Origin of the sequence: Dethiothermospora halolimnae, assembly GCF_037577855.1 — a bacterium.
Taxonomy (GTDB): domain Bacteria; phylum Bacillota; class Clostridia; order Tissierellales; family VENL01; genus Dethiothermospora; species Dethiothermospora halolimnae.
Window position 1 is genome coordinate 39,043 of the sequence record NZ_JBAKFX010000008.1, and the last position, 19,479, is coordinate 58,521.

At 30.8% G+C, this 19,479-nt stretch carries 21 protein-coding genes, 1 tRNA gene and 1 other RNA gene; 4 read left to right on the forward strand and 19 right to left on the reverse strand.

Annotation, left to right across the window (positions count from 1 at the left end):
- Positions 1 to 5: 5 nt before the first annotated feature.
- From V6137_RS05245 to V6137_RS05280, 8 genes are all read right to left on the reverse strand, one after another.
- A complete protein-coding gene (locus V6137_RS05245; protein ID WP_425446839.1) occupies positions 6 to 1,163 on the reverse strand; it encodes an NAD(P)-dependent malic enzyme in 1,158 nt (385 codons plus the stop codon).
- A gap of 11 nt (positions 1,164 to 1,174) precedes the next feature.
- On the reverse strand, positions 1,175 to 1,726 hold the full coding sequence (locus tag V6137_RS05250; RefSeq protein WP_425446840.1) for a Fe-S-containing hydro-lyase: 552 nt from the start codon (positions 1,724 to 1,726) through the stop codon (positions 1,175 to 1,177).
- An 18-nt stretch (positions 1,727 to 1,744) separates the two neighbouring features.
- Positions 1,745 to 2,587, reverse strand: a complete 843-nt coding sequence (locus V6137_RS05255; RefSeq protein WP_425446841.1) for a fumarate hydratase — start codon at positions 2,585 to 2,587, stop codon at positions 1,745 to 1,747.
- Positions 2,588 to 2,708: 121 nt separating this feature from the next.
- Complete coding sequence (locus tag V6137_RS05260) at positions 2,709 to 2,873, reverse strand: hypothetical protein (protein ID WP_425446842.1); 165 nt, start codon at positions 2,871 to 2,873, stop codon at positions 2,709 to 2,711.
- A 232-nt stretch (positions 2,874 to 3,105) separates the two neighbouring features.
- Positions 3,106 to 3,747 carry a 50S ribosomal protein L25 gene (locus tag V6137_RS05265; protein ID WP_425446843.1) on the reverse strand — a complete coding sequence of 214 codons (642 nt, stop codon included), beginning with the start codon at positions 3,745 to 3,747 and terminating at the stop codon, positions 3,106 to 3,108.
- Between the two features lie 269 nt (positions 3,748 to 4,016).
- Complete coding sequence (locus V6137_RS05270; RefSeq protein ID WP_425446844.1) at positions 4,017 to 4,637, reverse strand: 50S ribosomal protein L25; 621 nt, start codon at positions 4,635 to 4,637, stop codon at positions 4,017 to 4,019.
- Between the two features lie 163 nt (positions 4,638 to 4,800).
- Entirely contained in the window at positions 4,801 to 5,082 is a 282-nt protein-coding gene (locus V6137_RS05275) for a pro-sigmaK processing inhibitor BofA family protein (protein WP_425446845.1), read from the reverse strand.
- A gap of 59 nt (positions 5,083 to 5,141) precedes the next feature.
- Positions 5,142 to 5,408, reverse strand: coding sequence for a YaaL family protein (locus V6137_RS05280; RefSeq protein WP_425446846.1), 267 nt, complete (start codon positions 5,406 to 5,408; stop codon positions 5,142 to 5,144).
- A 130-nt stretch (positions 5,409 to 5,538) separates the two neighbouring features.
- Between V6137_RS05280 and lepB the strand changes: the two genes are divergently transcribed.
- A complete protein-coding gene (gene lepB / locus V6137_RS05285) occupies positions 5,539 to 6,132 on the forward strand; it encodes a signal peptidase I (protein WP_425446847.1) in 594 nt (197 codons plus the stop codon).
- Between the two features lie 41 nt (positions 6,133 to 6,173).
- Here lepB and V6137_RS05290 read toward each other — a convergent pair whose 3' ends face one another.
- From V6137_RS05290 to V6137_RS05340, 11 genes are all read right to left on the reverse strand, one after another.
- Complete coding sequence (locus tag V6137_RS05290; RefSeq protein WP_425446848.1) at positions 6,174 to 6,965, reverse strand: ABC transporter permease; 792 nt, start codon at positions 6,963 to 6,965, stop codon at positions 6,174 to 6,176.
- On the reverse strand, positions 6,952 to 7,599 hold the full coding sequence (locus tag V6137_RS05295; RefSeq protein ID WP_425446849.1) for an ABC transporter ATP-binding protein: 648 nt from the start codon (positions 7,597 to 7,599) through the stop codon (positions 6,952 to 6,954). Before V6137_RS05295 ends, V6137_RS05290 begins: the two co-directional genes overlap by 14 nt.
- A 178-nt stretch (positions 7,600 to 7,777) precedes the next feature.
- On the reverse strand, positions 7,778 to 9,064 hold the full coding sequence (locus V6137_RS05300; protein WP_425446850.1) for a S41 family peptidase: 1,287 nt from the start codon (positions 9,062 to 9,064) through the stop codon (positions 7,778 to 7,780).
- A 285-nt stretch (positions 9,065 to 9,349) separates the two neighbouring features.
- On the reverse strand, positions 9,350 to 9,949 hold the full coding sequence (recR, locus tag V6137_RS05305; protein WP_425446851.1) for a recombination mediator RecR: 600 nt from the start codon (positions 9,947 to 9,949) through the stop codon (positions 9,350 to 9,352).
- Positions 9,950 to 10,230: 281 nt separating this feature from the next.
- Positions 10,231 to 10,569 carry a YbaB/EbfC family nucleoid-associated protein gene (locus V6137_RS05310; protein ID WP_425446852.1) on the reverse strand — a complete coding sequence of 113 codons (339 nt, stop codon included), beginning with the start codon at positions 10,567 to 10,569 and terminating at the stop codon, positions 10,231 to 10,233.
- A gap of 49 nt (positions 10,570 to 10,618) precedes the next feature.
- Complete coding sequence (gene dnaX / locus V6137_RS05315) at positions 10,619 to 12,226, reverse strand: DNA polymerase III subunit gamma/tau (protein WP_425446853.1); 1,608 nt, start codon at positions 12,224 to 12,226, stop codon at positions 10,619 to 10,621.
- Positions 12,227 to 12,310: 84 nt separating this feature from the next.
- The gene (locus tag V6137_RS05320) at positions 12,311 to 14,995 is read right to left on the reverse strand and encodes an HD domain-containing phosphohydrolase (RefSeq protein ID WP_425446854.1); all 2,685 of its coding nucleotides are present in this window, start codon (positions 14,993 to 14,995) and stop codon (positions 12,311 to 12,313) included.
- 68 nt (positions 14,996 to 15,063) lie between these two features.
- Positions 15,064 to 15,327, reverse strand: an RNA gene (ffs, locus tag V6137_RS05325) — signal recognition particle sRNA large type.
- Positions 15,328 to 15,339: 12 nt separating this feature from the next.
- A tRNA-Ser gene (locus V6137_RS05330) sits at positions 15,340 to 15,434 on the reverse strand.
- A gap of 318 nt (positions 15,435 to 15,752) precedes the next feature.
- Positions 15,753 to 16,187: a DUF948 domain-containing protein gene (locus tag V6137_RS05335; RefSeq protein WP_425446855.1), complete on the reverse strand. Its 435-nt coding sequence runs from the start codon at positions 16,185 to 16,187 to the stop codon at positions 15,753 to 15,755.
- A 17-nt stretch (positions 16,188 to 16,204) separates the two neighbouring features.
- On the reverse strand, positions 16,205 to 16,564 hold the full coding sequence (locus V6137_RS05340; protein ID WP_425446856.1) for a YtxH domain-containing protein: 360 nt from the start codon (positions 16,562 to 16,564) through the stop codon (positions 16,205 to 16,207).
- Positions 16,565 to 16,868: 304 nt separating this feature from the next.
- Between V6137_RS05340 and V6137_RS05345 the strand changes: the two genes are divergently transcribed.
- The 3 genes from V6137_RS05345 to V6137_RS05355 all read left to right on the forward strand — a co-directional run bounded on the left by V6137_RS05345 (position 16,869) and on the right by V6137_RS05355 (position 19,462).
- Positions 16,869 to 17,432, forward strand: coding sequence for an ECF transporter S component (locus V6137_RS05345; RefSeq protein WP_425446857.1), 564 nt, complete (start codon positions 16,869 to 16,871; stop codon positions 17,430 to 17,432).
- Positions 17,433 to 17,451: 19 nt separating this feature from the next.
- Complete coding sequence (locus V6137_RS05350; RefSeq protein WP_425446858.1) at positions 17,452 to 17,985, forward strand: DICT sensory domain-containing protein; 534 nt, start codon at positions 17,452 to 17,454, stop codon at positions 17,983 to 17,985.
- Positions 17,986 to 18,133: 148 nt separating this feature from the next.
- Positions 18,134 to 19,462, forward strand: coding sequence for a hypothetical protein (locus V6137_RS05355; protein ID WP_425446859.1), 1,329 nt, complete (start codon positions 18,134 to 18,136; stop codon positions 19,460 to 19,462).
- The last annotated feature ends 17 nt before the right edge of the window (positions 19,463 to 19,479 follow it).

The following is a 19,479-nucleotide window of genomic DNA, read 5'->3' on the forward strand; positions in this document are numbered from 1 at the left end:
CCTTTCTATATTTCTTTGGCAATTTTATAAACTGCCTTAGACACAGCCTTAGTTACTTTCCCATCAAAGGGGTCAGGTATAATATAATCTTCTTTTAAATCACCATTATCTATTACCTCTGCTATGGCTTTGGCAGCGGCTATTTTCATGTCATTATTTATCTCTTTACTACCAGCATCTAGCACTCCTCTAAATATTCCTGGAAAAGCCAGTACATTATTTATCTGATTTGGAAAATCAGATCTCCCTGTGGCTATTATTTTAGCACCGGCTTCCTTAGCTAAATTAGGCATTATTTCAGGAATAGGGTTTGCTAAGGCAAATATTATTGGGTCATCTGACATACTATTTATCATATCTTTAGTCAATACATCTGGTGCCGAAACCCCTATAAATACATCCTTATTTTTTATAACTTCAGTTAAACTACCCTTTTCATTCTGTGAATTTGTGATATTTAACATATCCTTTTTTATCCAATTTAGATCGTTTCTAGTTCTATCTATGGCTCCTTTACTATCACATAATATTATGTTCTTTATTCCAATATTATGTAATAACTTTGTTATGGCTATCCCAGCAGCTCCTGCTCCATTTACTACAATTTCTAAATCTTTTATCTCTTTATTTAATAGTCTCATACTATTTATAAGTCCTGCAAGTACTACAATAGCCGTACCATGTTGGTCATCATGAAATACCGGTATATCCAATTCTTCCTTTAGTCTCTCTTCTATTTTAAAACATCTTGGAGCCGAAATGTCCTCTAAATTTATACCACCAAAGGAAGATTTAATTAATTTTACCGTATTTATTATTGTATCTATATCATTTGAATCTACACATATGGGAAAAGCATCAACATCTGCAAACTCTTTAAATAATATTGATTTTCCTTCCATAACAGGCAATGATGCATCGGGACCTATATCCCCTAGACCTAATACTGCACTACCATCTGTAACAACCGCCACCATATTTCCCTTTGATGTATACTTATAAATATTCCTACTTTCTTTTTCTATTGCCCTACAGGGTTCTGCAACCCCTGGAGTATATGCTATGGATAAACTATCTTTATCCTTAACTTTCACCTTAGAGTTAACCGATATTTTCCCCCTATATTTTTCATGCATAAGTAGTGCCTTCTCTTTTGTATCCATTTAAACCACCCCTATTTTCTATATTTCTCATTTTCTATATTATATAGGTTATTCCCATTACAATCAATTACAACTATAGCCGGAAATTCCTCAACATATATCTCTCTTATAGCCTCTGTGCCTAAATCTTCATAGGCTATTATTTTTGATTTTTTTATACAATTTGATATTAATGCCCCGGCTCCTCCTATTGCTCCAAAATATACTCCATTATTATCCTTCATAGATGATATAACCTCTTCACTTCTTTGTCCCTTTCCTATCATTCCCTTAAGGCCCATATCAAGAAGGGCTGGGGTATAGTCATCCATTCTATAACTTGTTGTTGGACCGGCTGATCCTATAACTTGACCTGGTTTAGGTGGACAAGGTCCCACATAATATATAATTTGATTTTCTATATCAAATGGTGGCTTTTCCCCCTTCCTAATTGAGTCAACCAGCCTTTTATGGGCCCCATCTCTTCCTGTATATATTTTTCCTGTTATATATACCCTATCTCCAGCCTTAAGCCCCTTTACCTTTTCATTGGTTAGTGGAGTTTTTATCTTTATTTCCTTCATATTATCACAACCTTTCAGTTAGATCTCTATACTCATATGTCTAGCAACATGACAATTTAAGTTTACAGCCACTGGAAGTCCAGCTATATGGGTAGGATAGGTTTCTATATTTACAGATAGAGCCGTTGTATTACCCCCTAACCCTTGAGGTCCTATTCCAAGATTGTTTATTTTATCTAAAAGTTCTATTTCTAAATCCCTAATATGCTCCTTATCACTGTGACTATTAAGATCCCTTAAAAGGGCCCTCTTAGCTATTAAACATGCCTTTTCCATGGTTCCTCCTATTCCAACTCCAACAACTATTGGTGGGCATGGATTGGGCCCTGCCTTTTTAACCGTATCTATTACAAATTCTTTTATGCCTTCTATTCCATCGGATGGCTTTAACATCTTAAGAGCCCCCATATTTTCACTTCCAAAGCCTTTAGGGGCAAAATGTATATTTATTTTATCCCCCTTTACAATATCATAATGTATTATTCCCGGAGTATTATCATTTGTATTTTCCCTGATTATAGGGTCTTTTACCACTGATTTCCTTAAGTATCCTTCCCCATACCCTAGTCTTATTCCTTCATTTACCCCATCAGTAATATTACCACCCTCTATATAGACATCTTCCCCTATATCTATAAAAAACACTGCCATGCCAGTATCCTGACATATGGGTACCCTATCTGTACTAGCTATTTTTTCATTTATGATTAATTTATCTAATATATCCTTTCCAATTGGAGATGTTTCTTTATTTTTAGACTCTTTTATTTTATTAATAACATCATTGCTTAACTTATAATTTGCATTTATACACATCTCTTTAACTCTATTGGTTATTTCTTTAACATTGACTCTTCTCATAAAAATTACCTCCTTCTGGGGTTTTTATGGGTTTATTATATCACAAACATATAGTGGAAAGTGGAGAAGGGAGAGAGGAGAGATAAAATAAGTGTAGGACTCAATATATTGAGTCCTACACTTATTTTATCATTCTTATATTTGATTTTCTTTTTATGTTATAACTGTTATTTCTTTTTCTTATGGACTTTTTGGATGTTTTAGAATTAGATATTATATCGGCAATTATAAAAAGTTGAAATAAAAAGATAGGAATTAGTAAGATTATTAATAATAGCATTTTCATCCAATCATCTCCCATTTAAATTTACAGAACTTTTAGTAATATTGTTTATTTTTACCTTTTTTATATTATAACATATTCTTCTTATATTTTATATAGGAGTCTAGTATTGATTTTAATCAGGGAATAAATAATAAAGAATAGAGAATAGATTAGAAATGTATTATGCTCAAACCCTATATTACTCATAATTTTTTATATAAAAATAAAGGATGAATCCATATGGATTCATCCTTTATTCTTCTTCTGTTTTTTCATCTTCCCCTACTAGCTTAGGTTCTTCTTTCACTTGTATAAAGTCATCATTTGGTTCATCTTCATCTAGAAACTCTTCTTTAAATGTTGAAAGGGTTGCTATTATTTCTTCGGTATCACTTAATATTGAAATCTCATCTCCAAATTCTACATCTGATATTCTTAATGAATTTCCTAGGGTTAGATTAGATACATCAACAGATATAGACTTTGGAACATCATTTGGATAACATTCGATATTAATTTTTTCAAGTTGTTGTTGCAGTATCCCATTGTCTTTTATAAGTTTTTTACCACTTATGGTTATAGGTACCTGGGTATGTATTTTTTCAGATACATTTACCTGTTGTAAATCAATATGTATTATCTCATCGCTTATAACATCCCTTTGTACTTCCTTTATCATAGCTGGATAATCAGTTCCATTTATTGACACACTTATAACAGCATTTTCTCCAAATTCCCTTATTAGCTTATTTAATTGATTGCTATCAATTTCTAGGGGATAATTTGTAAAGTGGTGACCATATATTATCCCTGGAACATTACCCCTTCTTCTTGTTCTATGACTTGCATTGGTTCCAGTTTCATTTCTTAAACCACAGCTTAAAAGATTGTTCAAAAAACATCCCTCCCGTCTTTCTTCATTAGTATGTCCAAAGTTATTTTTTTTAAACGGGAGGAGGAAATTTTTAAGTTGGGGGATTACGAATCCCCCAACAACTTAAATAATAAATACCACAACAATTTAAATAATAAATACCACAACAATTTAAACGATGAATTTACTTCAACTTAAATAATGAATTCCTAAATATTTAAAAATTATAAATACTTTAAACTCAAAAATAGGGCTTGGATACATCCAAGCCCTAATCTCTCAACTTTCCTCTATTCCAAAATGCTTTTATCACTTTCATATATTGGTTCATCAGTATCTTCGCTTATTTCATCGCTGGTGGTTGATGTAAGGGATACAACAACCTCTGATAATTCATTTAACACATCTATATTTTCATCATTCAATACATCCATATCTTCTACCAATAATGCCTCCCCATATTTAAGATTAGAAACATCTAACTCAAAAGATTGGGGTATATACTTAGGTAAACATTGAATATCAAGTTCCATTAATTGTTGTTGTAATATTGTTTTTGAACTCTTTACCTTTTCTTTTCCCGCTAAGTAAATAGGAACCTGTATTTTAATCTTTTCGTTATCGGATAATTGCTGAAAATCTATATGTAGTAAATTATCCTTTATTGTGTGTCTTTGTATATCCTTAATTATTACAGGAACTACCTCTCCGTCTAGTTCCATATTAACGGTACCCCTTTGTCCATATTTATTTAATAACTTTTCCATCATGGATTCATCAATCTTTATTGACTTTGTCTCTTTATTATGTCCATACACTACAGCTGGGATAAATCCTTCTTTTCTTAATTTATTGGAAGCTGATTTTCCACCACTATTTCTTAACTGAACCTTTAATTTTGATATTGGCATAAAAATTCCCCCTTTTTGTATTTTATTCCTTATATATATTAAAGCAGAAAATTTAGAATATTTCAAATAAAAATAAATCCAATATTTAGTTTTGGACTTATTTTTTATATACCATTATTTAACTTTATTAAACATCCTAATTTTTATAACAGTTTTTTAATGATTAAGTTAAATTTAAAATATACTTAAGGGCAATCAATAAAATAATTCCTGGTACTCCTAAAAAACCTGCTATTAGTGCCGTCACAGGGTTAATGCCAATAAAAAATCCAAAAAACCCTCCAAAAAAATTAATTACAAATAAAACTACTCCTCCTATTAATCCATTTATTAATAATTTAAAAATCCACTTTAATGGTATAACCAATAGCCATCCTACAAGATATAACATTATGAGCCCAACCATATATGCAATTATTACACTGGCACTTATATCTACACCCATATAACCACCCCTATATATACATGTCTATATACTAAATATATAGAGATATGAAAAAAATATTACACATGAATGCCTTTTTTTCTTGCTTCCTTTAATAAATAACTATATCTTTTCTTAGTGGCCTCTAGCTTAAAAACTGCATAATCTATAAGGTCAGATTCCGTAACATTATTAAAGTAATCCTCTGCATCCTGCCAATCTTCATGGGCTCTATTTAGCATATAAAGTAAGTCCTTATCATCATCCTTCTGTTCATTTATATTGTTCCGTGAAAAAAAACTTTTAAATTTATTGTTTAGAGTTTCATATAAAGTATTGTTCTCCATAAATATACCCCCAAAATATTATTCTATTTGAGAGTATTGCCATTTTTTAGATATTTATACTAGAAAGTCTTTTCCTTAATAACTTGTCTATGATATAATGGCATATATCAACTATATATACATTAAAGAGGTGGTCATTATTAAAAATAAAATATTAAAGGAAGTTATAGATTGGACTAAATCAATATTATTTGCTTTAGTTATAGCATTATTTATTAATGTATTTTTTATAGAGTCAAGTAGGGTTGACGGTGCATCGATGCTACCTAATTTAGAACATGGAGATAGAATCTTGGCTATTAAAAATAATACTTTATTTAATTTAGATTTCGATTATGGAGATATAGTTATTGTTGACGGAGATGTTAATCATATTAGGACCCTTAAGGATGAGTTTAGGGATAGTTCTATAGTTAGTATGCTTACAGGTAATGTTAATGAAGATATCTGGGTTAAAAGGGTAATAGGCAAGCCTGGAGATACATTAGAGATAAAAAATCATAAACTTTATAGAAATGGTAGTTTAGTAAAGGAAGACTATATAAGGGAAGAAATGACCCAATTAAATGAGACCTTTAAGGTTCCCAAAGACCATATTTTTGTAATGGGGGATAATAGAAACCATAGTGGCGATAGCAGAATGGTGGGTCCCATTCCAATGGGGAATGTTAGGGCTAAGGGGTTATTTAGATTTTTTCCATTTAATAAAATAGGAACGTTGTAAAAAGGGCCACGGGGCCCTTTTTTATCCTTTCAATTTATTTATTATTCTTCAAGTTCCAGTTGGCTCTCTTCATTAAAAAAAGTCTTATACCCTAGGTTAACAAATAGGATTACAGTTAAAGCAACACTCCCTAATATACCTAACATAATGGCAATCTGGTATTCAATAGCAGTCACAGGGGATATCCCTGATAAGATCTGTCCTGTCATCATTCCCGGTAAGAATACAATTCCCATTCCCACCATGGAGTTTATAGTTGGTAAAATAGCTGAATCAAATGCATTATCAACAATTTCTTTAGATGCCATCTTTGGGGTGGCTCCAAGCATTAATGCTGATTCAACAAGATTCTTTTTACTATGGATTCCATCTATTAACCTAGTTACACCTAGTGAAATACCTGTCATTGAATTACCAATTAACATTCCAGCTATAGGAATAAAGTACCTTGGGTCATACCAAGGGGATATATTGATAACTACAAATAAGAAAAATAATAAACTGGATAGGGTCCCCAATATCATTGAAATTGCGATTATTTTCTTTATTTTATTCGATAGTTTAGTTTTAGTTCTCTTATAGATATTGTGGATTGCAAATGCTTCCATAATAATGATTATTACGATTGTTATTAAAGGACTTATATTGTCAAATACATAAACAAGTATATATCCTGTTAAAATCAGTTGTAATGTCATCCTTATAGTAGAAATTACTATTTCCTTCTCCCTTGATATCCCCCTAATCTTAACCATTATAAGTACTAATATCACAAAAACATAGGCGGCAATCATTTGAAATATACTAAGATCTATTATGTTATTGATTTCCATACTCCCCCTCCTTCACTACCTTGCCGTCCTTTACTTTAATAATCTTATTAGCAAATTCCTTGGCAATTTTTTTAGAGTGGGTTACCATAATTAAGGTTTTATGATTTCTCCTTGTATGATCTACTAGCTTCTTTATTATCATCTGTTCTGTCTCTTCATCTAGAGCAGAAGAAGGCTCATCTAATAAATAAACCTCCGGTTCTAATAACATAATTCTACCAAGGGCTAGCCTTTGCTTTTCTCCCCCAGATAGTTTCCCAGCATCCTCTTCTAGTTCTTTATTTAACTTTACAGTTTTTAATATACTAGATAACTCTTTATCTGATACAAACGTCTTTTCACTAAATTTTAATCCTATAAGTAAATTTTCTTTTACACTGCCACTAAATATAGCTGGAGTTTGTGGAAGCATGATAACTTCTCTCCTAAGTTTAATAGGGTCAATTGCTTCTAAGGATTTCTCTTTGTAGGTAATCTCTCCCCTATTTGGACTGATTAATTTATTCAATAACCTTAACAATGTTGTTTTTCCGCTACCACTTTCTCCAACAATACAAGTAATATTATGTTTTGGAATATGGAGGTTGTCTATATCTAGAATATCTTTATACTTTACTTCCTTTAGTTTATACACTGAATCCCTCTCCTTTCTCTAATTTTCCTTCTAACCCTCCTCTGTATTAGCAAAGTTAGCAATAAAATTATTAAGGTTGTTCCTGCTGTTCCAATTATATTTATAATTTTTTGTATCTTAACACTATTTTTAAATACTCTTTTTATAATACTATTTCTCCTTTTCAAATACTAATTACCTATTTAATCTCTAATATAGTTCGTTCAAGTGGACTTTCATCATTATGTATTGTTATATCTGGAATAGTTCCATTGGCTTCATTTCCAGTTCCATCATTATTTAGTCCATAGAACATACTAAACCTAATAATAAGCCCGCTATTAGGAAGTGGAAACAGTATTGGATCTGCCACACCGCCATCTCCACCTGTAGGTGTTCCAACTAAAGTGGCAAAGCCTGTATTCTTACAAAACATAACGAAATTTTCCGATGAAGAATATACCTTAGGACTAGTTAGTACCCATACTTTCCCATTAAATCCATTTGATTTTTTAGATGGGTGTATAGTTTCTTCATCTATAACATAATGTGAAAAAAGTGATAAATTTTCTTTGTTAAGACCATCGAACTCTGGCAATGTTGAAATTGGAAAAATTGAGTTTTCATCAAACCTCGCCTCTAAAAATGGAGTAGTGATGTCCCTTTGTCTTATTAAATAGTATCGTTTAGATGTCTTTTTTTCTGATAAGTTTGGTGATACTATTAATTCTTGCCAATACTTATCACTTCCCCCACTGTTATCTGTAATATCAATAATTAAGTTAGGGTATTCCCTAATCTTTTCAAAGAATTTTTCTAGTTTTAAACGGTCGGTTTCTATATTATCAAATCTAAATGTCTTTACTTTAATATAGGCGATATTTTTATCATCAATTATATCAAACTCTAAGTTTTCTCCATTAACTTGCCCTTTATTTCCACTATTCAATTTTTGTTCTTTATATTCTTCTTTCAATCCCTTTGTGCTTCTAAAACCCTTGTGACTACTATCTAATAGTGAGTAAGTATGTTTGCTTATGGGATTATATAAAGCCTCATACCAAGGTTTCATTTCATTCACTTCTTCATCATCTAGTTCAGTTTTTGATAGAGTAAAGGTATTGTCATAAAAATTATACATATGCCCATCAAGTGCAAGTAAATGACCATAACCTTTAAATTCTTTTAAAAAGTATTGAACTTCTTTCATAAATTCAATATCTGTATTTGATTTTTTTATCTCTCTCTTATATTCTTCATAAACAGCATCCTTATCAATGCCACTTTCTGAAACCTCATTCCAAAAGGGATATGAACTATATAATTTATCCCAAAGGTATTCAAAATCTTCTATTTTTTCTTCATCAGTTAAACCAATGATTGTTTCATGATACTTGTTTAGTCTTGTAAAGGTTATTAATAGTATTGATGTTAAAACTATCAATATCATTATACTGCTTAGTATGATTTTTCTTTTTTTTACCATTTTTATCACCATATCCTTCGATAGTTTAATTTCACATATTTCCCTTTTTTATAAAAACTAATTTTTAAAACATGTCGTAATTCCCCATATTTTTTAATTCTATGTCATTCTAAGTATCCATACTGTTTCTTTATTTATTCTAATATCATACCCCATTTACCTTCTCGTAAAAACAAAAACATGCTCTTAAAGAATTCAAAATGTCTTTAAGAGCATGTTTTTGATAAAACTTTATTTTCAGTTATAAGACTTTCTTGCTATTTTTCCCTTTTTGATAGATCTAATTTATATCTCTCTTCTTCCTTCTAAAGCCTTAGAAAGGGTCACTTCATCTGCATATTCTAAATCTCCACCAACTGGAATACCATGGGCTATTCTTGTTATCTTTATTCCCATAGGTTTTAAAAGCTTTGATATATACATGGCAGTTGCTTCTCCTTCTATTGTTGGATTTGTAGCAATTATTACTTCCTTTATTTCTTCTTTATTTATCCTTTGTAATAATTCCTTTATTTTTATATCCTCTGGTCCTATATCATCCATAGGTGATATGCTTCCATGTAATACATGATAAAGTCCATTAAACTCCCTAGTTCTTTCCATTGCCACAATATCCCTAGGATCTTCCACAACACATATAACACTCTTATCCCGTTTTTTACTACTACATATTGGACAAGGATCCCTATCGGTTAGATTACTACATATGCTACAGTATTTTATATTTTTTTTAGCTTCCACAATTGATTTTGCAAGGCTATTTGCTTCTTCAGTGTTTAAGTCTAGTATATGGAAAGCTAATCTTTGGGCGGTCTTTTTCCCTATACCTGGTAGTTTGGCAAACTCTTCTATAAGCTTTGCAACTGGAACAGCAAAATATTCCATAAATATCCCTCCAGAGTAAAAAAGCGGCCAAAAAGCATGGCCGGCTTTTTCAATTTTAAATTAGTTGGGGGATTACGAATCCCCCAACAACCAATACGGGGAATGAATTCCCTTCTACGGTATTAAGGAATGAATTCCCTTCTACAGTATTAAGGAATGAATTCCCTTATTCCACATTAGGGGGAATGAGTTCCCTTATAGTTTATTGGGATTTATTCCTTTTATAGTAGCTTCGAATTCATTCGAAGGTTACCTTATACCTAGATTATCTTAGTTATTCATTAGAATAATCCTGGTATATTCATGCCTCCTGTTACTTTTCCCATTTCCTTTGAAACCATATCATCTGCTTTTCTTATGGCTTCATTAACTGCAGCAACTATTAGGTCCTCTAACATTTCAACATCATCTGGATCTACAACTTCTTCGTCTATTTTAACCTCTAATATTTCCTTTTTACCATTGGCTTTAACATTTATTGCACCGCCACCGGCAGTTACTTCAACTTCTCTTTCTTCCAGTTCTTTTTGCATCTTAGCCATTTTCTTTTGCATTTTTTGAACTTGCTTCATCATGCCTCCCATATTTCCCATTCCTCCTGGGAATCCTCCTTTTGCCATATACAACTCCTCCTTGTTATTTATATTTATATATTTTAAAGTTTATATATCACTCAACTTCAACTATATCATCACCAAATATGTTTTTGGCTTTTTCAACTAAATCTTCACGGCTATCATCTTCCTGTTGTTCCATAACAAATTTCACATAGACCTTTGCATCTAAATGTCTACTTACTACATCTTCTATATATTCTTTTTTATCCTTCTTCTCAATGGCATCTTTATGGAATCCAAATCCTTCATCATAGGATATAATTAGGGTATTATTTTTAAAGTCTAGCAATTTTCCTTCCCTTAATAATGCATGTATACTTATTCTACCCTTCTTTATTTTTCCTAAAATATCTGGCCAAGCTTTTTCTATTGCTTTAAATGATGCTTCGCCGGAAAAAGTGTGATTTTCTATGGCTTCTTCCTTTTTTTCTTCACTATTTATAGCTTCTTTTTTTACAATAGACTTTTTGTTTCCATTAGTTTTTTTCTTATTATTAATAGTTATATTTCCACTTTTAATTACATTTTCTAATTTATTTATTCTTTCTAATAGCCCCTCTATAGTTAACTCATTATTATTATCACATAATTTTATTATACTGATTTCTAAAACTATCCTTGGTTGGGATGACCATTTACTTTCATTTTCTGCCTCAGATAAAATATTTATACATTTAGTAATGGTTGATAGGTTGGTATTTTTCCCTTGATTTTTTAATCTATCTATAAACTCATCTGTACCATCTATTATGTGATTAACATTTTTAGAGGATTTTACTATCATCAAGTCTCTAAAATGAACTATTAAATCCTTTATAAACTGATTTATATCCTTTCCTTTATTAACTATATCCTCCACAGCCTTAAGGGCATTATCTAGATCCTTATTTAATATATTATCACATAGATCAAAGATTAACTGATTATTAACTATACCTAGCACTGTTAATACATAATCATATGTTAGGCTTTCATCTGTAAATGATATACATTGATCTAATATGCTTAAGGCATCCCTCATGGCTCCATCGGCATTTCTAGCGATTAGATTAAGGGCTTTTATATCTGCACTAACACCTAATTTATCACATATATCCTGCATATTTTCTATTATATATTCTGAACTTATTCTATGAAAGTCAAATCGTTGACATCTGGATCTAATAGTAGCAGGTAACTTTTGAGGTTCAGTTGTGGCTAATATAAATATTAAATGCTTTGGAGGTTCTTCTAATGTTTTTAATAGGGCATTAAATGCCCCTTTAGATAGCATATGAACCTCGTCTATTATATATACTTTATATCTTCCCTTTGAAGGGGGATATTTAACCTTCTCCCTTAATTCTCTAATATCATCTACACTATTATTTGAAGCTGCATCCATCTCTACTACGTCCATTATACTATTATCAAGTATCCCTTTACAAACTTCACAATCATTACAAGGATTCCCATCTTCATTATTTAGACAGTTTACAGCCCTTGAGAATAATTTAGCCGTGGATGTCTTTCCTGTACCCCTAGTTCCTGTAAATAAATATGCATGGGCTATATTGTCATTGATTATTTGATTTTTTAGAGTGGTTATAACGTGTTCTTGACCTAATAACTCTTCAAAATTTCTTGGTCTAAATCTTCTATATAAAGATTGATATGCCATAAAATCACCTACATTTTGTATAATATATTATTATATCAGAATATTAGAGGTTATACCAGAAGAAGGGACCATAGGTCCCTAATTTTAGATTTTTGTTGTTGCTATTTCTTTTATAGATTCTTTCTCTTCTTTAAATATCTTTATAACCACATCTACAACATCTGGATGAAACTGAGTCCCTTTATTATCCTGTAGCTCTTTTATTGCCACCTCAAAGTCCATAGCCTTTCTATAAGACCTACTTGATGTCATTGCATCAAAGGCATCGGCAACTCCAACTATACATGCCTCTATAGGGAGGGGCTCTATATTGTCTTCCTTGGGATATCCTTTCAGATCATATCTTTTATGGTGATACTTAATGGAATTCATTATTATGTTAGAAAATCCTGTGTTCTCTAATATATTACTTCCTATTGTAGGATGTTTTGTTATGATTTCATACTCTTGGTCTGTTAATGCACCGGGCTTACCAAGTATTGTATCACTTATTCCTATTTTCCCTATATCATGTAATATTCCTGCAAATTCTATTTCATCACAAAATTCATTGGAAAAACCCATATACCTAGATATTATTTTTGAATATTTAGATACCCTTAAAGAATGTCCCTCTGTATATTTGTCCTTTGCTTCAACGGCAGCAGCCAATGTCTTTATGGTCTTTATATAACCCTCTTTTAAGTCTTGATAAAGGTTTATATTGTCTATTACCATTGCCATTTGATTAGAAAGGGATAAGGTAATATTTAACTCACTTTTTTCCACTGGTTCCTTAGTTGCTATAAGCATTACCCCTAAAACTTCATTTCTATTTTTAATTGGGATTATATTTGCAAAATTAACTTTACTTTTTTTGCTAAAGAATCCTTTATTATATTTATTCATTTTCTTTTTATCTTTTTTATTAAGTACAACTATCTTACCCTTTCTTACAGCTTCTCCTATCACATCTTCGTCTATACCTATATTATCTTCGCTTACTATATTTGATAATTCTCCATAATGGGCTACTGGTTTAAGCTTGTTATTTTCCGTTAAAAGTCTAATGCTACATAATGGTATGTCTAGCATATTAACTATATCCCTAGTCATATTCTTAAGTAATGTCTCTAGGTCCATGGTGGAGTTTAGAGTTTTACTTATTTTATTAATTGTAGATAACTCATTATTTCTTCTTATTATTTCTTTTTCCATTATACTTCTATTTGTGACATCCCTTATAACACCCTGTATTGCAACCAATCTATTTGATTCATATATTCTATTTGTACTGATCTCTGTAATAATCTCTTTTCCCTTTTTATTGACACATATAAATGGATAGTTTTTTAAATCCTCTTCCTTTATTTGTTCTAATAAATCGTAATTTAAATCTCCACATTTTCTAATAATTTCATTAAAATTTTTCCCTATTAACTGGTTTTTGCAATATCCCATCATATCATTTATCTTATCATTTAAAAATTCGATATTAAAATTATTATCAATAACCCATACTATCTCATCCATATTCTCAATCAATGATCTATATCTACTTTCTGATTCGTTTAACTGGTCTGTTGTTGCTTCTAACTGTTCATATGATGCCTCTAATTCTATATTCATCTCCTGTAGACTACTATTATTTTCAATTAGCTCCTTAGTTTTATCCCTTATGGTGGCAGCCATAGTATTAAATCCTTCAGCTAACTGACCAAACTCATCATTGTTATTAAGATTAATCTTATAATTATAGTTTCCATCTTGTATTTCCCTAGTTCCCTCTATTAATTTATCAAGGGATCTGGAAAAAATTCTTGATACAATTATAGCTAATATCAGTGCTAATATTAATGTCAATACCAATGCTAGAGCTAGATATTTGTTGATCCTGTTTGTATTACCATAAAAATACTCTTTAGGTGTTATAGATGCCACTTTCCATCTAATAGATGAAATAGTACTATGTATAGATATATATCCTTTTCCAATTTCAAATTCTTTCTGTCCATAGTTTCTAAACTTTATATAGTCTAAGAAACTCTTTACTTTTTCATCATCTTCTTTGGCTAATATATCTTTTCCAATGACCTTATATATTTTTTCTGTTGGTCCCACTAGATATGTACTGGAATCTTTAAGTGTATTTATATTTTTTATAGTGTCCACTATAGTTTCTACCTTAAAATCTGCTCCCACTACCCCTTGAAAGTTACCAGTATTATCATATATAGGGGTAGACAAAGTTATTACCTTCTCATTAGTAATCATATCCCTATAGGGTTGAGTCCATATGGGGCCTCCTGCTAGTTTTGCATTTCTATACCAGGGTCTATTTTTAGTATCCACCTTGGGATCAAATCCCTTAATAGAAAAATAATCTGTTCCATCCTCTAAGGCTATATATAGATTTAAAAACTCTTTATTATTTAAAATTTGGGTATTTAAGTATTTTCTTAATCTATCTTTACTATTTTCACTTCCTATAATATCCTTTAAAAAGGAGTAATTATTAGAAGCAGTTTCCAATGTTTTTTCCTTATCTTGAAACCATATGTCTACTTTTTCCACTTCATGTTCTAATGATTTTGCTTTATCCCTAATTGTGTTTTTAACTATTTCATCTTCAACCTTTAAGTTTATGCCTAATGCTATAATAATGGTAGGTACCATGGCTATAACTACAAATATAGCGATTAGTTTTTTTCTGTAAGTATTAAATATCATATTAGCACCTGCCAATTCTGTGGATTTATAAACTTCTATTATTGTCTTATTATTCGACATAAATTTTATAATCCCTTTTTATTGTATAAAAATAAGACCACGAAATATTTCGTGGTCTTATTTTTAAGCCGTGCACCAATCTCGACTTACGGTTCCCAGCGTTACCTAAGCAGTTAGCTCAAATCAGGCACCCCCACGGCACACGAGAGAGTCCACTTACCGCTGCTTCCTTCCGGACCTGACGGGGTTCATGGGTTCCCGTTGCGCAGGACCCAATCGTCAGCGCCACTTACTTAGGGCAGACCTAAAAACTATAAGCCTCAATATGGTGTTCGACCCTGCTATAGCGGATTGCAGGTTACAAGGCACCGCTACCTCCCCGTCTAGCACGGCAAACTTACTATTGGCGGAGAGAGAGGGATTTGAACCCTCGAGACGGTGCAAAACCGCCTACCCGCTTTCCAGGCGAGCGCCTTCAGCCAGACTCAGCCATCTCTCCGTAAAATGTTTTTTATTTGTGTGTTACAAATATATATTATACAGAAATTATATCATTATGTCAACTATATTCCATTGGTAATTTTTGTAATAGTTTAATTTATTTGTTTTTCCCAACGGATATCTATTATATATGTTAAATGATATTTTGTCAAATTTGTTTTAATTGATAATTGACAATTGACAGTTGACAATTAAATGTGATTTTACTCACTTTGTTCGTAAAATACTATATACAAATCGGCTAAAGCCGATTTGTATATTAACTGTCCATTGTCCACTGTCAATTGTCAATTTTTTTAAACCTGCATACACAGATCTACTTATCCTTCTTAACGTATTCCATTATAGTCTTTATTATTTGGGTTACTATCGATATGTAAGTACTTACACCCTCTGTACTTTCCTTTACCGTGGAAACAGTCTTTTCAACGCTGTCTCCCACATTATTTACGGTTTTATTTACCTTTTTAACACTCCCCTTTACATCTCCTGTTATGTCCGTTACGTCGTCGATGATATAGGGTAAAAATTCATCTACATTTTTAGTTATATTGTCCACATTTTCAGAAATGTCCGGTAAACAATTCATAGTTTCTGTAAGGGATTCTTTGTTTTCTTCTATTATTTCATTTACATTCTTTAGTACACTAAATAATTTTTTTATCATCATTATTAAGTATATTCCTAAGACAACTGCCACGATGAATAGTATAATAAGGCCTAAATCCCCAAGAGTAATCGTAGTATCCATAATGCCCTCCTAGAGTTTTATTTGTTTTCTTCTTTTATATCTTCCTTTATTTCTTCTTTAGCTTCCTTTACATCTTTTTTTACCTTTTTTCTTTTTTGTTTTATGTCTTTAACAGATTTTTTGATATTATCTTTAAGTTCATTTTTCTTTTCATTTAAATTATCAATACCTTGCTTAGCACTATCCTTTGCCTCTCCAGCTTTATTCTTTATATCTTCTCTTGTTTCTTTACCTGCCTTAGGCGCAAATAAAACCCCAGCAGCGGCTCCTAGTATTGACCCTATAGCTGTGCCTGCAGCAACCTTTTTCGCCGTCTTCTTTTTTTGTTCCTTTTCTTTTTGTCTTTTCTTATCTTCAATCATATTTTTTATAAACATCCATAGACCTCCTTTATATTTTTAAATTTAACCTATTATATCATTATATTACTGTCTATTAAACATATATACCCCTATTTTATAATTTTTTAACAAATAATTTAAAACAAAGGTACCTTTGGCACTTCTTTGTTCAATGCAGAGATGAGGAGACAAAGGTCATTGACAATATCTTTTATATTTTGTATAATTACCGTAGAATATAATGGAAAAATGAATAGTATATATTTTAAGTATCAGGCCCGCTTGTTAAGAGTGTTATTCTTAACGGTGGGCCTTTTATACTCTAAAAGGAGGTTTTTTTATGAAAGCAAGTATAAAGACAACCTATAAGATTACATATGTATCCATATTGTCTTCTATAGCATTTTTAATAATGTTATTGGAATTTAATATACCTTTCTTCCCTCCATTCCTAAGACTTGATTTAAGTGAAGTTCCTGGGATTATAGGTGGTCTTATTATGGGACCTAAGATAGGTGTATTAATAGTATTTATTAAAAATCTAATACATCTTGTTATAAGTAAAAATTTTGGTATAGGAGAGCTGGCTAATTTTGTAATAGGGGGTTCCTTAGTTTTTTCCCTAACATATACATATTTAAAGACCAAAAAACCTATTATATCTATTTTATTTTCTATTATAATAATGGCTCTAACTTCAGTTTTAGTTAACCTATTTATTATTTTTCCTTTATATTCTAAGATTTTAGGTTTAACCGTGGATAAGATATTAGCTTTAGCATCAAAGTTTAATAGTAATGTAGATAATATAAAAACTTATTTTATCTACGTTATAGCACCCTTTAATCTAATAAAGGGCTTTATTGTAAGCTTAATATCTTTATCTATATATAAACGATTATAAAATTTAGGGGGTATTAAAAATGAAAAACATTTCACTTTATGATGAGATTTTTGATGAGGTTACAGGGGAGGTTAAAAGGTTAAAGAAAAATGAAAATGATAAGATACTAAATTCTTTAACCCTTAAGTATGAAACTGATATTCCAAATCTAGAAAGAATGTGTTACATAATGGAGACAACCCTTCTTAATAGGAAAAGGCCCGATGGAAAGATGTATGTAGGCTTTCAAAAGTTGTCTAGGGCAGAGGAGATATGGGATAGATTTTTAGATATTGCTGAAAATGTTGATAAAATATATGTTTTTGGAGAAAATGATAGAGCTTTAACTCCCCATAAAAATATAAAGTTTATACATTTACCTAAAAATCATAAGTTAATTAGGGAATGGTTTTTAGTTATTAACTCCAGTTTATATAAGTCAATGATGGTGGCTTATGATTTAGATGGATTTGGAGTAAAACCTGTTGAAAAGGATAGAAATTTTAAAGGCGCTAAGACTACCAAACCTGATCTTGTAAATAAATCTACTGAATTATTAGAAGCATTGGTTTAAACAAATGGAGGGCCTTGGGCCCTTCTTTGTTTGGTGCAAAGTGCAAAGTACAGAGCGGTCTGGACTAAATATAATTTAATCCTTCATATATAAATCCTTTCATTAATAAATATAGTAATAGTATTATAACTTCCCTAGGAGGAATACTATGAAAAAAATAATTAAGTTTATGATAATAATCTTATTTGTATATTTATTAATATCAAAATCCTATCTATATACTGCCACAATAAGTAGAGATACCCCTAATGATAATATAAAAGAATTAAAGTTAGAAAATAATAAACTGGAGAAAATATTTAATTATATGTTTCCAAGTGAAGATAAGGCCATATATGTAGATAAATTTAGAAATACAGATAGTTTTGCTGAAACCCCAATACCTAAAATTTTAAATGATGGAATAGAGATACCCTTTGATATTATATATTATAATCCCGAATATTTACGCCCTATATATGATTATAAGTGGAGGGATTTATTCTTTAGAAACTGGCTATATCTACCGCAAAAAATATCAGAGGCCAGACATAAACTTTTTATATTTCCCCAAGGGGCCAGTGGAAATTTTGATTTTACCGCTTCTTTAGGTTTCAATGAAAAGGTACATATAGACTTTTTAAATTATGCCAATTTATTAGTCTATGACTTTGATGTCCATAATGTAAAAAAAATAGATAATGAAATACTATTAATAGGTAAGCCTTCTAGAAATGAAGTCCAAGTTGTGGCAATCCATATAAATGATATATTATCAAAAGATAAAAGTACTGATGACTTTCTTTTTAGGTTAACCACAGAAGGGGGATACGAAATAGATTATCTATATAGTTCCTATGGTAACCCCCAATATGGTAAAAAAGAGATTACAAAACCAGATTCTATATCAATTCCCAATAAAGAAAATAATTTAGAACAACTAAAAGAAGAAAATAAAAAATTAAAAGAGAAATTATCTAAATATATCCCCATGGAAAATAAGAACCTATATGCAGATAAGTGTACTAATGGTGATAATAATATCCCCGATTTAGAATATATGCTAGATAAAGGAGAAAGTATCAATCTAACCTTTAATTATAGATCTAAAGACTATAATCGCCCACTATATCATCCATATTGGAAGAAAAACTATACCAAAGGAGTAGTCTTTTTACCTAAAAAAATTTGCGAAAACCTTTATAATATATTTAAAATTCCCAGTGATCCTAAAAAACAGGCTAAACTATTTAATAGCCTAGCTTTCTTTGAAAATTATAATGATATAGATGAAGATAAAATTGGTTTTCTCGTATATAACTTTAATATAGAAAAGGGAGTTGTATATGATAATAATATTATATTTTTAGGCACCCCATCAAGGACTGGGGCACAAATGGTTTCCTTTAGTAGAGAGATGTTAACTAGAAGTAGTTATAGTATTAGTTTATCGAGTCCTGATTTTAATGAAGTTGGGTTTATTGGTATTGAGTTTTAGAAAAACACTTTATTTTT